This window comes from Pseudomonas sp. GZD-209, from assembly GCF_049310485.1.
Lineage (GTDB): Bacteria > Pseudomonadota > Gammaproteobacteria > Pseudomonadales > Pseudomonadaceae > Aquipseudomonas > Aquipseudomonas sichuanensis.
The window spans coordinates 1-17,802 of the sequence record NZ_JBMOWQ010000098.1 but is presented as its reverse complement, the minus strand read 5'-3'; the positions used below and the strand labels follow the sequence as shown (position 1 = coordinate 17,802).

The following is a 17,802-nucleotide window of genomic DNA, read 5'->3' as shown; positions in this document are numbered from 1 at the left end:
GTATCGGTCTAAGCAGAAGGCGCAATGGCTAGAGGAAGAAGTCGAGGCGGAAATAAGTGGGTGTCTCCCGGGCTTCGATCGGCCCAGGGCGCTCCAGTGAGTGCGCGAACGTCACGCTGGCGGCCATGTTCTGCCCTCGGGCGAACAACTCCAGCGAGTGACTCGACATACGCCCGTGCATTTCGGCGTTGTAGCGGTCATGGCGAATGACACCCTGGTCGTAGCCAAGGCCGATGCCGTACTCAGCCAGCACCGGGCGCAGCCAGTCGATGCTGACCGGGCGATTCCAGCGCAGGTCGCTGCGCCAGTAACCGCCACTGTCACCTGACAGGCTCTGGTCCTTGTAACCACGAATCGACGACTGGCCGCCCAGGCTCATACGCTGCGGGCTGAACAGCACATCCTCGCTACGCTGGCCGGTCACCAGGCTGCTCAGGCTGAAGGACTCCCCCCACAACTGGAAGGGCTGCAGGTAGCTCAACGTCGCGGTGTACTTGCGATAGCGGGCATCTTGTTGTCCAGGGCGAGGGGCGTGATTGCCCTGGGCGTCCAGGGCGCCAATACCGTTCTGCATGCCCAGGTCAAGGTTGATATAGGCATTGCCGACCCGTCGGCCATGGTTGACGCCGAACTGTGCCTCGCTGATGCGATTGCTGCTGTTCCTGAGCTTGCTGTCTTCGATGAAATTGTTGGTGCGCAGGTGTGCAAGCCCTGTGCTCACCGAGGTCTTGCTGACAGCATCGCGAAAGATCACCCGCTCCAGGTACAGCTGATGATTCTGGCTTTCACCGCTCTGCTTGAAGTCGAAACCCAGGGCCTGAATCTGCGAGCGGTATTCACTTTGGCTGTAGGTGTAACTGAGGTTCCACCAACCAAACGGCACACTGTAGCGAAGCATCGCGTTGTTCGAGGTTTTCTGGCGGTCGCTGACCGCGTCATGCCCGCCGCGCAACAGCAGCTGGTCGGACAAGCCCAGGGGGCTGTCCCAATCGAATGAGGCCCCCCACTGCTGCTCACCGGTACTCGCCTGCCCATCGTTATGCCGTGACAAACCCACCCGCCATGGTTTCTGTCGGGTATTCCTGACCAGAACCTCACTGCCGCCAATACGCTCGCCGGGCGCCAGTTCCATCTTCGCGTTGTTCGACGCCAGGCGGTTGAGCTGGTCAACCATCTGCTCGATTTCGCGCAGGTTCAGCAGGTCACCGGGCTTACCGGGAAAGCTCATGGCCAATTCGCGTTCGGACAACTCACTGTCCTCGGCGCTACGAACACGCTCAAGGCGCCCCTCGACGACAAGCACCTGCAAAGCGCCGCTGGACAGGTCCTGTTGCGGCAGATACGCACGGCTGGTAACCAGCCCCTTGCCGAGGTAGTGATCGGTGATTGTCTTGAGCAACAGATCGAGCTGCGCCACCCCCAGGCACTGGCCAGTGAAGGGGGTGAGCAGGCGTTGGCGCTCGGCACTCGACAGACTGTCAGCCCCTTCCAGGTCGATGGAACTGATCTGGAAGCAACGCTCATCGTTGGGCGCTGAAGGGGTTACCGGGTTGCCGGACTGCCCCGGCAGGTTCTTGAGATCCTCCAGGCGACGGCTCTGCTCCTCGAGCAAGCGGTCCTGGCGCTCGCGAATAAGATCCGTATCGCCAGGGGTCGCCGCCGATACAGCGCTTGGGAACAACAAGGCGCCAAGGATCCCTGTGGCTCGTAAGAAGTGGTTCGTCCTGGAAAACATTGAATGGTCACGTGCGCATGATATCACTACGACATCACTGGGCGCGCGATTCTACCAGTCGACTTGTTGACGTCAATTTTTTGCGCTTATCAGGACGGCCCTGACAACGACGTCCACCCGCCATGCCTTCAATCGCGATAGCCAGGCGCCACCTTGTCCAGCAAGCGCAACAACGCCGCCCAGGCCAACTGCATCGCGTCCGGATCGGTCAACTGCCCCTCCTCCAACGGCCGCCCGGGGTCATTGAACTGCCGCTCGGTGTGCGCGCACACCGCATGGGGCGGCAACACCAGCTTGCCGCTGGCCTGGGCGGCGAGCTGGATCTCGCAGGCTTTCTCCAGGTAGTACATGCGCATGAACGCCTCGCTCACGCTGCGCCCTACGGTCAGCAGGCCGTGGTTGCGCAGGATCATCACCGGCTGCTGCCCCAGGTCGGCCACCAGCCGCTGCTGTTCGCTCAGGTCCAGCGCCACGCCCTCATAGTCGTGGTAGGCGACCTTGCCGTAGAACTCCATCGAGATCTGGTTCACCGGCAGCAACCCGCATTCCAGCGCCGCCACCGCGCAACCGGCGCGGGTATGGGTATGCAGCACGCACTGCGCATCTTCCCGGGCACCATGGATGGCGCTGTGGATCACAAAACCCGCCGGGTTCACCGGATAAGGCGAAGGCTCGACGGCATGGCCGTGCAGGTCGATCTTCACCAGGTTGGAGGCGGTGATTTCATCGAACATCAAGCCGTAGGGGTTGATCAGGAAATGATGCTCGGGGCCCGGCAGGCGCACCGAGATATGGGTGAAGATCAGGTCGGTCATGCGAAAGTGCGCGATCAGCCGGTAGCAGGCCGCCAGCTCCTCGCGCAGGTGTTGTTCGGTAGGCATGGTCACGGGTTCCAGGTTTATGAGGGGTGGCTGGAGAGTAGAAGACTGTCCAGCCGCGATGGGTTACTTGCTGGCCGCCCAGGCGTTGAAGCGTTCCTCCAGTTCCTCGCCATGATCAACCCAGAACTCGACGTTCATGGCCAGGGCGCCTTCAAGGTTCTGCTTCGAGGTCGGCACCCACTTGGCCAGCTCCGGCGCCAGCGCGGCAGCCGCCTGGGTGTTGGTCGGGCCGTAGGGAATCTGTTCGACGTAACGCACCTGCGCCTCGGGCTGGTTGGTGTAGGCGATCAGCCGCTCGGCCTGCTGCACATGTTGCGAGCCCTTGATGATCGCCCAATAGTCCATGCCATAAAGGCTGCCGGGCCACACCAGCGCCAGCGGGCTGCCGTTCTGTGCGGCGGCGGCGATGCGGCCGCTATAGGTCGAGGTCATCACCACGTCGCCGGCGGTCAGCCATTGCGGCGGTTGGGCGCCCGCCTCCCACCACTGGATGCTGGGCTTGAGCTGGCTCAACTTGGCGAACGCGCGGTCAACGCCTGCCGGGGTGGCCAGCACCTTGTACACGTCCTCTACCTTGACCCCGTCGGCCAGCAAGGCGAACTCCAGGTTATATACCGCGCGCTTGCGCAGGCCGCGCTTGCCCGGGTACTTGTTCACGTCCCAGAAGTCGGCCCAGGAGGTCGGCGCCTGGGCCAGTTTGTTGCGGTCGTAGGCGATCGCCACGCTCCACACCAGCGCCGCCGAACCGCATTCCTGCGCGGCGTCGGCAATCAACTGGTTCTTGTGGCCCAGCTTGTTCCAGTCCAGCCGCTCGTACATGCCTTCATCACAACCGCGCAGCAGGTCGGGTCCTTCGATCTGCACCACGTCCCAGTCGACACTGCCGGTGTCGACCATGACTTTGATCCGCGCCATCTCGCCGTTGTACTCGGTCTGGATCAGCTTGCTCTTGTCCTGGGCGCTGAACGGCTGGAACAACGCCACGTCCTGGGCCTTCTGCCCGGCACCGCCATAGCCCACCACGACCATGTCCGACCCCGCCTGGGCACTGCCCAGACCAAGCCACAACAGCACCGCGTACAACCCGGGTTTTCGTGCAAAAGCGCTCATCGATGGACCCTCTTTGTTGTTTTTGTGAGGTTCACCCCTGAGGCGGGGTGCTGTCGAAACTAGACAACGACCAGTAAAAAAACAAGTTGATTTTTTACTATGGGTACACTTTTATAAGAAAAAACAACAACACCCCGCTGGAGCCTGCCCGTATGTCGACCGCCTTCACGCACCTATTCGAACCGCTGCAGCTCCGTGGCAAGCGCCTGAAGAACCGCATCATGTCCAGCGGACACGACACCTCAATGCCCACCGACAACCTGGTCAACGAGCGGCTGATCGCCTATCACAAAGCCCGTGCCGAGGGCGGTGTCGGGCTGATCGTGCTGCAGGTGGCCGGGGTGCATGACAGCGCCCGCTACACCTCCCATGTGCTGATGGCCACCGACGATGCCTGCATCGACGGCTACCGGCGCCTGGCCGAGGTGTGCCACGCCCAGGGCACCGTGGTGCTGTCGCAGATCTTCCACCCGGGCCGCGAAATCATGGAGTCCGCCGACGGCCTGCTGGCGGTCGCCTATAGCGCCTCCGCCGTGCCCAACGAGCGCTTCCGGGTGATGCCGCGCGAGCTCGACCAGTTGATGATCGACGAGATCGTCGCCGGCTACGCGGCTGCGGCGCGGCGTCTGCATCAGGCCGGCATCGACGGTGTCGAAGTGGTCGCCAGCCACGGCTACCTGCCCGCGCAGTTCATCAACCCCCGGGTCAACCGCCGCAGCGACGGTTACAACGGCGGCCTGGAACAGCGCCTGCGCTTTTTGCGCGAGATCCTTGCCGCCGTACGCGCCGCCACCGACGAGCAGTTCATCGTCGGCCTGCGCATCAGCGCCGACGAACGCGATGCCGAGGGCCTTACCGAAGACGAATCGTTGGCCGCCGTGCAGGCCCTGCAGGCGAGCCTGGACTACGTGCACATCGTCGCCGGCAGCTCCGCCTCGCTGGGCGGCGCCATCCATATCGTCCCGCCGATGGCCATCGAGGCGGCGTACCTGGCCCGTGAAGCCGGCACCTTCAAGTCGCGCCTGCAGATACCGCTGTTCGTCACCGGCCGGATCAACCAGCCCCAGGAAGCCGAACTGATCCTTGCCCGTGGCCAGGCCGATGTATGCGGCATGACCCGCGCGCTGATCTGCGACCCACAGATGCCGAACAAGACCGACAGCGGCCGCGCCGAGGACGTGCGCGCCTGCATCGCCTGCAACCAGGCCTGCATCGGCCACTTCCATCGCGGGCTGCCGATCTCCTGCATCCAGCACCCGGAAACCGGGCGCGAACAGCAGTACGGCCACCTGCCCCCGGCCACCGTGCGCAAGCGGGTCATGGTGGTGGGTGGCGGCCCCGCCGGCATGAAGGCCGCCGCCGTGGCGGCGGCACGCGGGCACCAGGTGACGCTGTATGAAGCCAGCGCGCAACTGGGCGGCCAGGTGCTGCTGGCGCAGTTGCTGCCCCGGCGCAGCGAGTTCGGCGGCGCCAGCACCAACCTGCAACGGGAGATGCAACTGGCCGGGGTCGAAGTGGTGCGCAATACCCGCGTCGACCGCGACCTGGTCGAGCGCGAACGCCCGGACGCGGTGATCGTCGCCACCGGTGCCGAGCCCTACTGGCCAGCGTTCGAGCGTGGCGGCGAGCTGCAGGTGGTCGATGCCTGGCAAGTGCTGCGCGACCAAGTGAAGCTCGGCCGTTCGGTACTGGTGGTGGACTGGCGCTGTGACTGGATCGGCCCCGGCATCGCCGAGCGCCTGGTGCGCGCCGGGCACCAGGTGCAGCTGGCGGTCAACGGCACCCATTGCGGCGAGAGCCTGCCGCTGTACGTGCGCGACCAACTGGCCGGCGAGCTGCACAAGCTGGGCATCCCGATCACGCCTTATGCCCGCCTGTATGGCTGCGACGACAACAGCGTCTACCTGCAGCACACCGCCAGCGGCGAGGCGATGATCTTCGAAGGCATCGACACCCTGGTGCTGTGCCAGGGCCATCAGCCGGTCGACACCCTGGCCGAGCAGATCAAGGACCTCACCCAGGTGCAGCGCATCGGCGACTGCCTGGCCCCGCGCACCGCCGAGGAAGCAATCCATGAAGGGTTGAAGGTCGCCGCCGCCTTGTGAGCCTGTTTATACTCCGGGACTTTGCAGGGCCGACTGGAAACCGCCATGAATCGCCACATTGCCAAAGCGCCGCCACCTGCCGAGGACGGCAGCCCCGCGCCGCAGTTCCTCGGCACCCGCATCCGCGGCCTGCGCAAGCGCCGCGGCATGACCCTGGCCGAGCTGGCCGAACAGAGCGGGCTGACCGCCGGCTACATCAGCCAGCTGGAGCGCAACCTGTCCTACCCGTCGATCCCGGCGCTGTTCAACATCGCCCGCACCCTGGGCGTGACCATCCAGTGGTTCTTTGCCAGCGAAGCGGTCACTGCCCCGGAAGATGAGGGCTATGTGGTGCGCAGGAACAGCCGGTTGAGCGTGCATTACGAAGACGGCATCGTCGACCAGCTGCTCACCCCGCAGCCCAGCCGCGAGCTGGAAATGCTGCATTCGCGCTTCCCCCCGGGCACCTACAGCGAGCAAAGCTACAGCCATGACGGCGAAGAGGCCGGCTACCTGCTGTGCGGGACCTTCGAGCTGTGGGTAGGCGAACGTCACTTCCAGCTGAGCGAAGGCGACAGCTTCAGTTTTTCCAGCCAGGAGCCGCACCGTTACGGCAACCCTGGCGACGTCGATGCGGTGGTGATCTGGGTGATCACCCCGCCGACTTTCTGAGCCCAGCACAAGAACAACACAAGGTGCCGCCCCATGACCGACCTGATCCTGCACGAACTCGACGAAGGCCTGCTGACCCTGCGCCTGAACCGCCCGGACAAGCTCAATGCGCTGACCAACGCCATGTACACCCGGCTGGCCGAGTTGTTCGAGGCGGCCAACGACGACCCGCAGGTCGAGGTGATCGTGTTGACCGGCAGCGCCGAGTGCTTCACCGCCGGCAACGACCTGCCGGACTTTCTCGACCAGCCGCCCACCGACCTGAACAGCCCGGTGTTCCGCATGATGTGGGCGGTGCTGGCGCTGGACAAGCCGCTGATCGCGGCGGTTGCCGGCCCGGCGATCGGTATCGGCACCACCCTGCTGCTGCATTGCGACCAGGTGTTGGTTACCCGCGATACCAAGCTGCGCACACCGTTCGTGCCGCTGGGCGTATGCCCGGAGTTCGGCGCCAGCCTGCTGCTGCCACGCCTGCTGGGGCACGCGCGGGCCGCGCAGGTGTTGCTGTGCAGCCAGTTGCTCAGTGGCGAGCAGGCCGTGCAATGGGGGCTGGCGACCGAGCTGTTGGAGGACGGCGCACAGTGCCAGGCCGCCGCCGTGAAACTGGCCCGACGCCTGCAGCGCCTGCCCAGCGATGCCCTTCGCATCAGCAAGCAATTGCTCAAGGATGCCCATCGCCAGGAACTGGCGGCGACGGTTGAGCGCGAAGGCCTGGCGTTCATCGCCCGCCTGCAGACGCCCGAGGCGAAAGCGGCGTTGCGGGCGATGGTCAAAGGATGACCACACAATGAATTTGCACCTCCCCTGTAGGAGCGGCCTTGTGTCGCGAAAGGGCTGCAGCGCGGCCCCAGGATTTCAGCGTAAAAACAGAAATCGCGGGGCTCAAGACCTGCACTCTGCCTGTGGGAGCGGGTTTACCCGCGAAGATGACACCTCGGTGCCTGGCACGGGCTACGCCCGTGTTCGCGGGTGAACCCGCTCCCACAGGGATCGCGCAGTTGTTGGAATGGCGAGCAAGACAGTTGCCGCCATCTGGCCACGCTGACCTCAAGCAATGCAAGCAAGGGCGGCATGGCGCCCCCGTGTCAAAAACAAACCAGACGTACCTTTTCGGAGACCTGAATGCTGCGTGTGTTCGAGCGATGGCTAGACCCCTTCCCACCCGATGAAGTCCCGCCGCCACCGGTGGGGCTGCTGCGTTTCCTATGGGCCTGCACCCGCGGCGCGCGCGGCTACATCCTCGCCCTTGCGCTGTTCAGTGCCGGCGTATCGATCTACGAAGCCTGGTTGTTCTCCTTCCTCGGCCAGGTGGTCGACCTGCTCCCGGCCTGGCAGGCGGGCACCGCCGCAAGCGGTGAAGAAAGCCGCGTGCTGTGGGGCATCGGCCTGGTGCTGCTGGCCAGTATCGGGCTGGTGGCGCTGCGCACCCTGATGCAACACCAGGTGCTGGCGATCAACCTGCCGCTGCGCCTGCGCTGGGACTTCCACCGCCTGATGCTGCGCCAGAGCCTGTCGTTCTTCTCCGATGAATTCTCGGGCCGGGTCACCACCAAGGTGATGCAGACCGCGCTGGCGGTGCGCGAAGTGCTGTTCACCTTCATCGAGATCATTCCCGGCATCGGCGTGTACTTCATCGCGATCATCGCCCTGGCCGGCGGTTTCGCCCTGCAGCTGATGCTGCCGTTCATGGCCTGGCTGGTGCTGTTCGGGCTGGCGATGCTGTACTTCGTGCCGCGCCTGGGCCAAGTCGGCCAGGAGCAGGCCAATGCGCGCTCGTCGATGACCGGGCGCATCTCCGATGCCTACACCAACATCACCACCGTGAAGCTGTTCTCCCATTCCAAGCGCGAAGCGCACTTCGCCCGCGCGGCCATGGAAGACTTCAAGCTCACCGGCTTTCGCCAGATGCGCCTGGTCAGCCAGTTCGAGATCGTCAACCAGGCGCTGGTGGTCGCCCTGATTCTCGGTGCCGGCGGCTATGCGCTGTGGCTGTGGCACCAGGGCCAGGTCGGCGCTGGCGCCGTGGCAGCGATCACCGCCATGGCACTGCGCATCAATGGCATGTCGCACTGGATCATGTGGCAGATGACCTCGCTGTTCGAGAGCATCGGCACCGTGCAGGACGGCATGGCCACCCTCACCCGCGGCCCCAAGGTGCAGGATGCGCCCAACGCTGGCGTGCTGCAGACCCGCGGCGGCGCAGTGACCTTCGACAAGGTGAGCTTCAACTATGGCGGCGAACGCCAGGTGCTCGACGACCTCACCCTGCACATCCGCCCCGGCGAAAAAGTCGGGCTGGTGGGCCGCTCGGGTGCCGGCAAGTCGACGCTGATCAACCTGCTGCTGCGCTTCTACGACGTCAACAGCGGCACGATCCGCATCGACGGGCAGGACATCGCCGAGGTCACCCAGGACAGCCTGCGCAGCGCCATCGGCATGGTCACCCAGGACACCTCGCTGCTGCACCGCTCCATCCGCGACAACATCGCCTATGGCCGCCCCGACGCGACTGATGCGCAGATCCGCAGCGCCGCCGCCAATGCCCAGGCCGATGGTTTCATCAGCCAGCTCAGCGACAAGCAAGGCCACAGCGGCTACGACACCCTGGTGGGTGAGCGCGGCATCAAGCTGTCCGGCGGCCAGCGCCAGCGCGTGGCCATCGCCCGGGTGATGCTCAAGAACGCCCCGATCCTGCTGCTGGACGAGGCCACCAGCGCGCTGGATTCGGAGGTCGAAGTGGCCATCCAGGAAAGCCTCGACGAGATGATGCAAGGCAAGACCGTCATCGCCATCGCCCATCGGCTGTCCACCATCGCGGCCATGGATCGGCTGATCGTCATGGACGAGGGGCGCATTGTCGAGCAAGGCACCCATGCCGAACTGCTGGGCAAGAACGGCACCTATGCACGGCTGTGGCAGCACCAGAGCGGCGGGTTCCTGGGCGAGGACCAAGGGGTGGTCGAGAGCGTGGAGTAGGCCTGGCGGGGGGCTGCGATTGGCACGCCCCCTACCGATCAATCAGGTCCGGAACCGTCGCACCAGCGTATCCAGCTCATTCGACAAGCCCGCCAGGCTCTGCGAATCCTGGCGCGCCGCCTGGGCAAGTTCGGCCACCAACTGCGCATCGCCGTGAATCTGGCTGATGTGCCGGTTGATGTCCTCGGCCACCTGGTGCTGCTCTTCGGCCGCCGTGGCAATTTGCGTGTTCATGTCGCGGATGACGTCCACCGACTCGCGGATCTGGCCGAAGCTGTCGCGGGCCAGGCCGATGCGACTGACCGACTGCTGCGAGACTTCCAGGCTGGCGTGCATCTGCTCGGCGACCTGCGCGGTACGGTTGGCCAGATTGCCCAGCAAGCCGTCGATCTCTGCGGTGGAGTCGGCGGTGCGCTTGGCCAGCGCCCGCACTTCGTCGGCAACTACCGCGAAGCCCCTGCCCTGCTCGCCGGCACGGGCCGCTTCGATCGCCGCATTGAGGGCCAGCAGGTTGGTCTGCTCGGCAATCGAACGGATCGTGCCGAGGATTGACTGGATGGCGTTGCTGTCGCGCTCCAGTTGCTGGATCGACTGGGCCGACTGCTCGATCTCCTGGCTTAGCCGATCGACGCTGTGCACTGCGGCGTCGATCTGCTGCTGGCCGTCACGGGCCTGCTGCTGACCGCTGTCGGCCGATTGCGCGGCCTGGCTGCACGAACGCGCAACTTCATTGGCGGTGGCGACCATCTCATGGAAGGCGGTGGAGACCATGTCCACCGCTTCACGCTGGCGCCCGGCAGCCTCGGCCATGTCATGGGCAACACGTGTCGAACTGTCAGAGGTGCTGAGGATCTTGCCGGCGGCCGCACCGATGTGCTGGATCAGGCTGCGGATGGCACCGAGGAACTGGTTGAACCAGTTGGCCAACTGCGCCGTTTCGTCACGGCCACGGATGTCCAGGTTGCGGGTCAGGTCGCCCTCGCCCTGGGCGATGTCCTCCAGGCCGCGGCTGACATTGTTGATCGGGCGTACGATCAGGTTGGCGAACGCGGTACCGACCACGGCGAACACTGCAGCCAGCAGCAGCGCGATAGCGCCGATCAGCCAGCTCAGGCGCGAGGTGCTGCGCATCACTTCGTCGTGGCGGATCAGGCCGATGAAGGTCCAGCCCAATTGCTCGTCGGGGTAGATGTTGGCCATGAAGCGCTCGCCATTGATCTCGACCTCCAGCAGGCCTTTGCCGGCCTTGGCCAGGTCGGCGTAGCCATCGCCGAAACTGGCAAGCTGTTTGAAGTTGTGGCTGGCGTCCCGGGGGTCGACCATCACATTGCCGTTGTTCTCCACCAGCATCACGTAGCCACTGTCGCCCAGCTTGATCTGCTTGAGGATCTCGGTCAGCCCTTTGAGCGATACGTCGATGCTGACCACACCGCCCGGGTTGCCCAGTGGGTTGGCGACGGCGCGCACGATGCTGACCTGCACGGTGTCATCGGCGGCCCAGTAATAGGGCGCCGTGCGCAAGGTCTTGCCGGGGTTGGCGATCGCCAGCTGATACCAGGGGCGCTGGCGCGGATCGTAGTCGGCGAAGTCCTTCACGGCCGGCCACCCCACGTAACCACCGTCTGCCAGCCCATAGGAAACGTAGGCATAGCTGGGGTGGGCGTCCGCCAGATGGGTCATGAACTGGAAAATCTGCTGGTCCCGGGCGCCAAGCTCATTGCCGGTGCTGGCGCCCAGGTACTTGTTGACCTCACTGCCCGTGGCCGTGACCAAAGGTTGCGCGGCCAGGTAGTTGACGTTCTGCTCGATGCCCTGGAAGAACAGGCTCATCGCATTGCCTACCTGGCGAATCTCCCGCGTGCTGTTGTCGAGGAAATTCTCTCGCGCCTCACTGCGCAGATTGAGGACAACCAGCATGGCAACCAGGCCTATCGGTATCACTGCGATCCCGGCAAAGGTCCACATCAGCTTGTGCTTAATGTTCATTCATCCCCCTTGAACCCGCGCAAGGCTCACCCGGCCAATCGCCGTCGTTAGTGGGTCGCCATCTGGCGAGCATTGGTTTTTTCGCGACGCTGGTAGGCCAGCAGCAAGCCGGCGTACCAGAACGGCATGACATACAGCGCAGTGCGGGTATCCGGCTCCAAGGCCAGCAAACACAGCACGAACAACAAAAACACCTGCGACAGGGCTGCACAGGCCTTGCCGCCCGGCAGCTTGAAGGTGGATCGCTGGTGCGCCTGCGGGTTCTGCCGGCGGTAGGCAAAGTAAGCCATCAGGATCAGTGACCAGGTGACGATGATCATCACTGCCGAAATGGTCGAGACCAAGGTGAACACCGTCATGACTTCCGGGATCACGAACAGCAGCGTCAAGGCCAGGGCCATGCACACACCCGAGAACATCAGCGCACGGACGGGCGTGCCGGTTCCCGACAAGCGCCCGAATGCCAAGGGAGCCTGGCGCTGATGGGACAAGCCGTAGAGCATCCGCGACCCCGAATACACGCCACTGTTGGCCGATGACGCCGCCGACGTGAGCACGACAAAGTTGATGATGCCGGCAGCGGCCGGAAGCCCGCCCAGCAGGAACAGCTCGACGAACGGGCTGCGATTGGCGGGGACGTTGGCCCATGACACCACACTGATGATGCACGCCAGCGCCGCGATGTAGAAAAGCAGGATACGCACCGGGATGGTGTTGATGGCCTTGGGCAGGGTTTTCTCCGGGTTCTTCGCCTCGGCGGCGGCAGTGCCGACCAGTTCAGTGCCGACGAACGAAAAAATCGCGATCTGAAAGCCCGCCAGGAAGCCCAGAATGCCGTGGGGCATGACCACGCCCGGGGCAACCAAGTGGCTGAAGGACGCCGTCACGCCCGCTGGCGATGTATAGGCAGTGGCAACCATTACCAGCCCGGTGATCACCAACAGCACGATGGCAACGACCTTGATCAGCCCGAACCAGAACTCGACCTCGCCGAACGCCTTGACCGCGAGCATGTTGAGGCCCAACAGCAGGAACATCGTGGCGAAAGCCGGCAGCCAGGTGGGCAGATCGGGGTACCAGTACTGCATGAAGCCCGCCACCACAACCACATCTCCCACGGCCGCCACCACCCAGCTGAGCCAGTAGGACCAGCTGAGAATGTACCCGGCGCGTGGCCCCAGATAGTGGTGCACGAGGTCGGCGAACGAGCCCATTTCTAGGTTGGCGAGGAGCATCTCGCCCATCGCCCGCATGATGCAGAAAACGAAAAAGCCGATGATCGCGTACACCAGGATGATCGAGGTGCCCGACAGCGCGATGATCTTGCCAGAGCCCATGAACAGGCCGGTGCCTATGGCGCCACTGATCGAGATGAGTTGGATGTGGCGATTCTCGAGCCGCCGCTTGAGCACACGGCCATCTTCTGCTGTCGCGTCAGGCGCGTCACAGGTGTGTTGCATCATTAACCTCTTATTCTTTTTGGTAAAACCTGGTCTTTAACCACACCCTTGCAAAACTGGCACGCACGTACAGTTCTCTTGAGCACTTGAAAGTTGCAAGACAGGGATGGGAAACCACACAAACGACAATAAAAATCCAGTGAGTAGTTTCACCGGACTGGCTAGCTTTTTGAAACTCTCAACTATTGAGCCGACTTATTCTGCCAGTCGACCTGGCCAAGCGGAACATAACAAACTGCGCACACCGCACCCCGCTTCATACAGAGTGCCAGCCTCGATTGACAGAGTGTCCAGTGGCACGGCCGGAACCTGCAGGCCGGGTGATCACATTTTGAACGTGGACAGCAAAATGCTGGTTTCAGTGTTCTCGATATGGGGGATCGAGCGAATGGAGTTCAGCACCCGGTCAAAGCCTTCCAGCGTGTCGGCCCGCAATTCCGCCATCAGGTCCCAACGGCCGTTGGTGGTGTGGATGGCGACCACATTGGGGTGCCCCCGTAGCGCACGCTTGACCTCGGCAGCATGGTGGCCACTGATGGCGATGCTGGTGATGGCCCTTACCCCTTGCTCGGGAGCATCCGAGCGCAGGCGGATGGTGTAACCCAGAATCACGCCCTGTTCTTCCAGCTTGGTAATCCTGTTCTGCACCGTTGCCCTGGCGACCCCCAGTTTTTTCGCGAGCGTCAGGACTGGCGTGCGTGCATTGTCCCGCAGCAGCGCGACCAGCGCCCGATCAATATTATCCATGTTGAATACCAGGCTGTTCAGATTGTCATTCGAGGGGCGCAGATTGTGTAGAAGTCTTTCAAAACTGGCAACCTGCACGCTTCATATTGACGCCCTCTTTCATCACAATTTTCCGGCAGCTGATATTGCATCACCCTGCGGTTAAAACACACTTGCCAAGTGTTCTATTTAATTGACATCCCGATACGCTCGGACTTGATCCGTGGCCTGGGTATATCTCCTTTCAAACGAACCCGACGCGCAGCCTGACGTTGCTGCACGCACTCAACCCCGGTAATTACCAGATGGCATTTCCAACACGTTCGATTCAGGCACCTGCGGCAGTGGTCATGGTCCGCCCACATGCCTTCACCCCCAACCCGGAAACCGCAGCAGACAACGCCTTCCAGAGCGCCAACCCTGACATCGCCACGGCAACCCTCGCCGAAGTGGCGCGTGACGAAGTCACCCAGGCGGCGCAGCGGCTCATGGCCGAGGGTGTGCGGGTTCACCTGTTCGATGACCTGGGCGAACACGACACGCCTGACTCGGTGTTCCCCAACAACTGGTTCTCCACCCACCCGGGTGGCCATGTCGCCATCTACTCGATGTACTCGAAGAACCGTCGCCGCGAGCGCCGGGCCGATGTCATCGAGATGCTCAAGCATGAGTACCGGGTGCAGGACGTGATCGACTACTCGGGCCTGGAGCAAGACGAACTGTTCCTGGAGGGCACGGGGGCGATGGTGTTCGACCACTTGTCCAGGGTTGCCTACACCGCACGCTCGAACCGCGCCGACCCGATAGCCCTCGAGCGGTTCAGCACCCACTTCAATTTCGAGCCGATGGTGTTCGATACGGCGGATGAAAAAGGCTCGCCGATCTACCACACCAACGTCCTGATGTGCGTGGCGACCGAATTCGCCCTGGTGGGGTTCGACACCTTCACCAACAAGGCGCGGGCCGAAGAGGTACGCATGCGCTTGATCGAATCCGGCCGAGACGTGATTGACCTGACCAACCAACAGATCAACGAGTTCGCGGGCAACGCCATCGAGCTGTCCGGGCGGGATGGGCGGCTTCTTGCGCTGTCACGCCGGGCATGCAACAGCCTCACGGCCGAGCAGCGGCAACGCATAGAGCGCTCGGCGCGGCTGGTACCGCTGGACGTGCCGACAATCGAAATGGCGGGTGGCTCGGTGCGCTGCATGATTGCGGGCATTCATCTTTCCCCCCGCCAATAGGGCCCAGCGCGAGCTGTCGTGATTGCGTCTGCAACGACTCGATCCGTCGCCGCCCAGCCCCATCACGACAGGTTTCATTGCGGCCTATCCGGGACACTTCCGAGGGCGGGTTGCGCTGCCGAGAGCACCGCCAGCCCGCCCTACCAACAAGAACGGAAACCCCGACATGACCCGACACGCCCTTAGCCGCATCGCCATCGCCCTGCTGCTCGCCGGCGGCGCAAGTTTCGCCCACGCCGCCCCCTTGCTCGACACCGGCCGCAGCGACGCACCCACTGCTGCGACCCAGGCACACAGCAACGCATGGCTGGAAATCGACCAGCTTGCCTTCGAGCACAACATCGCGCGTATCCAGAAACTCGTCGCCGGCAAAAGCCAGGTCTGCGCTGTCATGAAGGCCGACGCCTACGGCAACGGCATTGCGCTGCTGGTGCCAGCGGCCATGCGCATGGGCGTCAGCTGCATTGGCGTTACCAGCAACGAAGAGGCACGCGTGGTCCGCGAAAAAGGCTTCAAGGGGCGGCTCATGCGGCTGCGCATCGCCAGCCTGGGCGAGGTGCAGGATGCGCTGCCCTATGCCATGGACGAGTTGGTCGGCAACCTGGAAGTGGCGCAGCAACTGGATGCCCTGGCCAAGCGCAGCGGCCAGCGGCTGAAGGTGCACCTGGCACTCAACTCCGCCGGCATGGGCCGCAACGGCGTGGAAATGGGTACGCCCCAAGGGCTCAAGGACGCAGTTGCCATGGCTACCCTCGGGCATCTGGAGGTGGTCGGCATCATGACCCACTTCCCAGTGGAGGAACGTGAGGATGTGCTCAAGGGCCTTGCCCGATTCAAGGAACAGTCGGCGCTGCTGATCCAGCAGGCCAAGCTCGATCGCAGCAAACTGCTGCTGCACTGCGCCAACACCTTCACCACCCTGGAGGTGCCTGAAGGCTGGTTGGACATGGTGCGCCCGGGCGCTGCGCTGTATGGCTACCCCGTGGGCGGCCACGAGGAGTTCGAGCGTGTCATGCAGTTCAAGTCGCAGGTGGCAGCGGTCAACAGCTACCCGGCCGGCAGTGGCATCAGCTACGACCACACCTACACCCTGAGCCGTGACTCGCAGGTGGCCAACATTCCCGCAGGCTATTCGGACGGCTATCGTCGGGCTTTCTCCAACAAGGCTTCGGTGCTGATCAATGGCAAGCGCGCGCCGGTAATTGGCAAGGTCACCATGAATACCCTGATGGTCGACGTCACCGATATCCCGGGGGTCAAGGCGGGCGATGAAGTGGTGCTGTACGGCAAGCAAGGGGCTGACGAGATCACCCAGGCAGAGCTTGAAACCATCAACGGGGCGTTGCTGGCCGACCTCTACACGGTCTGGGGCAACTCGAACCCGAAGGTGTTGAAAGCCAGGTGACGGCGCGCGGCATCGCCTGCTTGTAGGCACCAGGCTTTGTACGAAGAGTTTCGTGGGAGCGGGCTTGCCCCGCGATGGAGTGCGAAGCACTCCTGTACCCGATATCAAACAGTGTCAAAGATGCCGCAAACTCAGGCTTTGCTGCCGCGTTGCGGCAGATCGCGGGGCAAGTCGCATCGGCGCACCGCCGCTCCCACAACGTTGGATGACCATACTTTTCGTAAAGAGCCTGGTAGCCAGCCGCCTCCCGACGCTCAACGCAACTGCCCCGCAATCAACCCCAGCGCAATCACGATCATCACCATCCCCGACAACCGCCCGACCATCTGTGCCGCCGCCGGCCGAGTACGCAGCACCGCCTTGGCGCCATACCCCACCATCAGGTACACCACCAGCGAACTGGCCAGGTGCACCAGCCCCAGCAGCAGGATCTGCAACCACACCGGCCAGCTCGCCTGCGGGTCGGTGAACTGCGGCAACAGCGCCAGGAACAGCAGGAACACCTTGGGGTTGAGGCCGCTTACACAGAAACCCTTGAACGCCCAGCGCGACCCGGAGTCCGTCACGCCACCCTCCCCGGCCTCGGGCACTGCCGGGCGCAGCAGCAGGTTGCCGCCCAGCCACAGCAGGTAAACGCAGCCCGCCAAGGTCAGCAGGGTCAGCGCCAGCGGGTGCCCGGCGATAAGGCTGCCGACCCCGGCCGCCACGATCAGCGTCACCAGAAAATGCCCCGAGAGCATCCCCGCCACCGCCGGCATCACCCAGCGCCCACGCATCCCGGCGGAAATGGCATAGGCCCAGTCGGCACCGGGGGTGATCACGAACAGCAAGGACACGGCCCAGAACGCCGCCAATACACTCATGGCCACTTTGAATCTTCCTTCCACAGGGGTTTCGTTGGAAGCAAGATTACGGATATCGCCCGGGGATTTTCTTTCGTATATTCCCCATCTCAGCCAGCAACCTGGAAGATTCTTCCCTCATGGACCGAACCGATCGAAAAATCCTTGCCGAACTGCAAAAAGACGGGCGCCTGTCGGTCACCGAACTGGCCGAACGCGTGGGCTTGAGCCTGTCGCCCTGCCACCGCCGGCTCAAGGCGCTGGAAGAGTCCGGCGCCATCCTCGGCTACCACGCCCGCCTGGCCCCCAGCGCCCTGGGCCTGAACTTCGCCGCGCTGGTGTTCGTCACCCTGCGCGAGGTTACCCGCCAGCCGGTGGCGGACTTCGAAGCGGCGGTTTCGCAGATACCGCAGATCGTCGAGGCGCAGCGGCTGTTCGGTGACCCGGATTACCTGCTGCATGTGGTGGCCAAGGACCTGCCGGCGTTCCAGAAGCTGTATGACGAGCAGCTGACCAGCATTCCCAATGTGAAGCGGTTGAGTTCGACGTTGGTGATGAAAGAGGTGATCCAGGATCGGTTGTTGCCGATGTAGGCATTTCAGTTTTTCGGTTGCCTGTACCGGCCTCTTCGCGGGTAAACCCGCTCCCACAGGTACACCGCCACCACTGTGGGAGCGGGTT

General features: G+C 63.5%; 14 protein-coding genes and 1 pseudogene. 7 read left to right on the top strand and 8 right to left on the bottom strand.

Features of this window, described 5'->3' with window-relative positions; genetic code table 11:
• Nucleotides 1-28 precede the first annotated feature (28 nt).
• From ACO6VM_RS12645 to ACO6VM_RS12635, 3 genes are all read right to left on the bottom strand, one after another.
• A complete protein-coding gene (locus tag ACO6VM_RS12645; protein ID WP_422403352.1) occupies nt 29-1,735 on the bottom strand; it encodes a ShlB/FhaC/HecB family hemolysin secretion/activation protein in 1,707 nt (568 codons plus the stop codon).
• 128 nt (nt 1,736-1,863) lie between these two features.
• On the bottom strand, nt 1,864-2,616 hold the full coding sequence (locus ACO6VM_RS12640) for a class II aldolase/adducin family protein (RefSeq protein WP_125858911.1): 753 nt from the start codon (nt 2,614-2,616) through the stop codon (nt 1,864-1,866).
• A 63-nt stretch (nt 2,617-2,679) separates the two neighbouring features.
• The gene (locus ACO6VM_RS12635) at nt 2,680-3,726 is read right to left on the bottom strand and encodes an ABC transporter substrate-binding protein (RefSeq protein ID WP_422403351.1); all 1,047 of its coding nucleotides are present in this window, start codon (nt 3,724-3,726) and stop codon (nt 2,680-2,682) included.
• 152 nt (nt 3,727-3,878) lie between these two features.
• Here ACO6VM_RS12635 and ACO6VM_RS12630 point away from each other — a divergent pair, with 152 nt between their 5' ends.
• The 4 genes from ACO6VM_RS12630 to ACO6VM_RS12615 all read left to right on the top strand — a co-directional run bounded on the left by ACO6VM_RS12630 (nt 3,879) and on the right by ACO6VM_RS12615 (nt 9,458).
• Nucleotides 3,879-5,831, top strand: coding sequence for an FAD-dependent oxidoreductase (locus ACO6VM_RS12630; RefSeq protein ID WP_422403350.1), 1,953 nt, complete (start codon nt 3,879-3,881; stop codon nt 5,829-5,831).
• 45 nt (nt 5,832-5,876) lie between these two features.
• Nucleotides 5,877-6,482 carry a cupin domain-containing protein gene (locus ACO6VM_RS12625; RefSeq protein WP_110992860.1) on the top strand — a complete coding sequence of 202 codons (606 nt, stop codon included), beginning with the start codon at nt 5,877-5,879 and terminating at the stop codon, nt 6,480-6,482.
• Between the two features lie 33 nt (nt 6,483-6,515).
• The gene (locus ACO6VM_RS12620; RefSeq protein ID WP_258642000.1) at nt 6,516-7,262 is read left to right on the top strand and encodes an enoyl-CoA hydratase-related protein; all 747 of its coding nucleotides are present in this window, start codon (nt 6,516-6,518) and stop codon (nt 7,260-7,262) included.
• A 342-nt stretch (nt 7,263-7,604) separates the two neighbouring features.
• Complete coding sequence (locus ACO6VM_RS12615; protein ID WP_422403349.1) at nt 7,605-9,458, top strand: ABC transporter ATP-binding protein; 1,854 nt, start codon at nt 7,605-7,607, stop codon at nt 9,456-9,458.
• Between the two features lie 42 nt (nt 9,459-9,500).
• Here the strand turns inward: ACO6VM_RS12615 and ACO6VM_RS12610 are convergent, their stop codons facing one another.
• The 4 genes and pseudogenes from ACO6VM_RS12610 to ACO6VM_RS12595 form a co-directional block, all read right to left on the bottom strand.
• The gene (locus tag ACO6VM_RS12610; RefSeq protein ID WP_422403363.1) at nt 9,501-10,229 is read right to left on the bottom strand and encodes a methyl-accepting chemotaxis protein; all 729 of its coding nucleotides are present in this window, start codon (nt 10,227-10,229) and stop codon (nt 9,501-9,503) included.
• A 129-nt stretch (nt 10,230-10,358) separates the two neighbouring features.
• Nucleotides 10,359-11,288 (bottom strand): annotated as a pseudogene (locus ACO6VM_RS12605) (cache domain-containing sensor histidine kinase); the annotation flags it as partial.
• Between the two features lie 203 nt (nt 11,289-11,491).
• On the bottom strand, nt 11,492-12,904 hold the full coding sequence (locus ACO6VM_RS12600; protein WP_401059094.1) for an amino acid permease: 1,413 nt from the start codon (nt 12,902-12,904) through the stop codon (nt 11,492-11,494).
• A gap of 324 nt (nt 12,905-13,228) precedes the next feature.
• Nucleotides 13,229-13,651 carry an Lrp/AsnC family transcriptional regulator gene (locus tag ACO6VM_RS12595; protein WP_110992856.1) on the bottom strand — a complete coding sequence of 141 codons (423 nt, stop codon included), beginning with the start codon at nt 13,649-13,651 and terminating at the stop codon, nt 13,229-13,231.
• Nucleotides 13,652-13,935: 284 nt separating this feature from the next.
• Between ACO6VM_RS12595 and ctlX the strand changes: the two genes are divergently transcribed.
• Nucleotides 13,936-14,874 carry a citrulline utilization hydrolase CtlX gene (ctlX, locus tag ACO6VM_RS12590; protein WP_401059015.1) on the top strand — a complete coding sequence of 313 codons (939 nt, stop codon included), beginning with the start codon at nt 13,936-13,938 and terminating at the stop codon, nt 14,872-14,874.
• A 166-nt stretch (nt 14,875-15,040) separates the two neighbouring features.
• Nucleotides 15,041-16,279 (top strand): alanine racemase, encoded by a 1,239-nt coding sequence (gene alr, locus ACO6VM_RS12585; protein ID WP_401059017.1) that lies wholly within the window; start codon nt 15,041-15,043, stop codon nt 16,277-16,279.
• A 254-nt stretch (nt 16,280-16,533) separates the two neighbouring features.
• Here alr and ACO6VM_RS12580 read toward each other — a convergent pair whose 3' ends face one another.
• Nucleotides 16,534-17,148 carry a LysE family translocator gene (locus ACO6VM_RS12580; RefSeq protein WP_401059095.1) on the bottom strand — a complete coding sequence of 205 codons (615 nt, stop codon included), beginning with the start codon at nt 17,146-17,148 and terminating at the stop codon, nt 16,534-16,536.
• 113 nt (nt 17,149-17,261) lie between these two features.
• On the opposite strand from ACO6VM_RS12580, the gene ACO6VM_RS12575 reads away from it, so the two are divergent.
• Nucleotides 17,262-17,714 carry an Lrp/AsnC family transcriptional regulator gene (locus ACO6VM_RS12575; protein ID WP_110992853.1) on the top strand — a complete coding sequence of 151 codons (453 nt, stop codon included), beginning with the start codon at nt 17,262-17,264 and terminating at the stop codon, nt 17,712-17,714.
• Nucleotides 17,715-17,802 lie beyond the last annotated feature (88 nt).

Coding starts and splice junctions, on each gene's coding strand:
- ACO6VM_RS12645 (WP_422403352.1), bottom strand. CDS start 1,735: ATGTTTTCCAGGACGAACCACTTCTTACGAGCCACAGGGATCCTTGGC.
- ACO6VM_RS12640 (WP_125858911.1), bottom strand. CDS start 2,616: ATGCCTACCGAACAACACCTGCGCGAGGAGCTGGCGGCCTGCTACCGG.
- ACO6VM_RS12635 (WP_422403351.1), bottom strand. CDS start 3,726: ATGAGCGCTTTTGCACGAAAACCCGGGTTGTACGCGGTGCTGTTGTGG.
- ACO6VM_RS12630 (WP_422403350.1), top strand. CDS start 3,879: ATGTCGACCGCCTTCACGCACCTATTCGAACCGCTGCAGCTCCGTGGC.
- ACO6VM_RS12625 (WP_110992860.1), top strand. CDS start 5,877: ATGAATCGCCACATTGCCAAAGCGCCGCCACCTGCCGAGGACGGCAGC.
- ACO6VM_RS12620 (WP_258642000.1), top strand. CDS start 6,516: ATGACCGACCTGATCCTGCACGAACTCGACGAAGGCCTGCTGACCCTG.
- ACO6VM_RS12615 (WP_422403349.1), top strand. CDS start 7,605: ATGCTGCGTGTGTTCGAGCGATGGCTAGACCCCTTCCCACCCGATGAA.
- ACO6VM_RS12610 (WP_422403363.1), bottom strand. CDS start 10,229: ATGGTCTCCACCGCCTTCCATGAGATGGTCGCCACCGCCAATGAAGTT.
- ACO6VM_RS12600 (WP_401059094.1), bottom strand. CDS start 12,904: ATGCAACACACCTGTGACGCGCCTGACGCGACAGCAGAAGATGGCCGT.
- ACO6VM_RS12595 (WP_110992856.1), bottom strand. CDS start 13,651: ATGGATAATATTGATCGGGCGCTGGTCGCGCTGCTGCGGGACAATGCA.
- ctlX (WP_401059015.1), top strand. CDS start 13,936: ATGGCATTTCCAACACGTTCGATTCAGGCACCTGCGGCAGTGGTCATG.
- alr (WP_401059017.1), top strand. CDS start 15,041: ATGACCCGACACGCCCTTAGCCGCATCGCCATCGCCCTGCTGCTCGCC.
- ACO6VM_RS12575 (WP_110992853.1), top strand. CDS start 17,262: ATGGACCGAACCGATCGAAAAATCCTTGCCGAACTGCAAAAAGACGGG.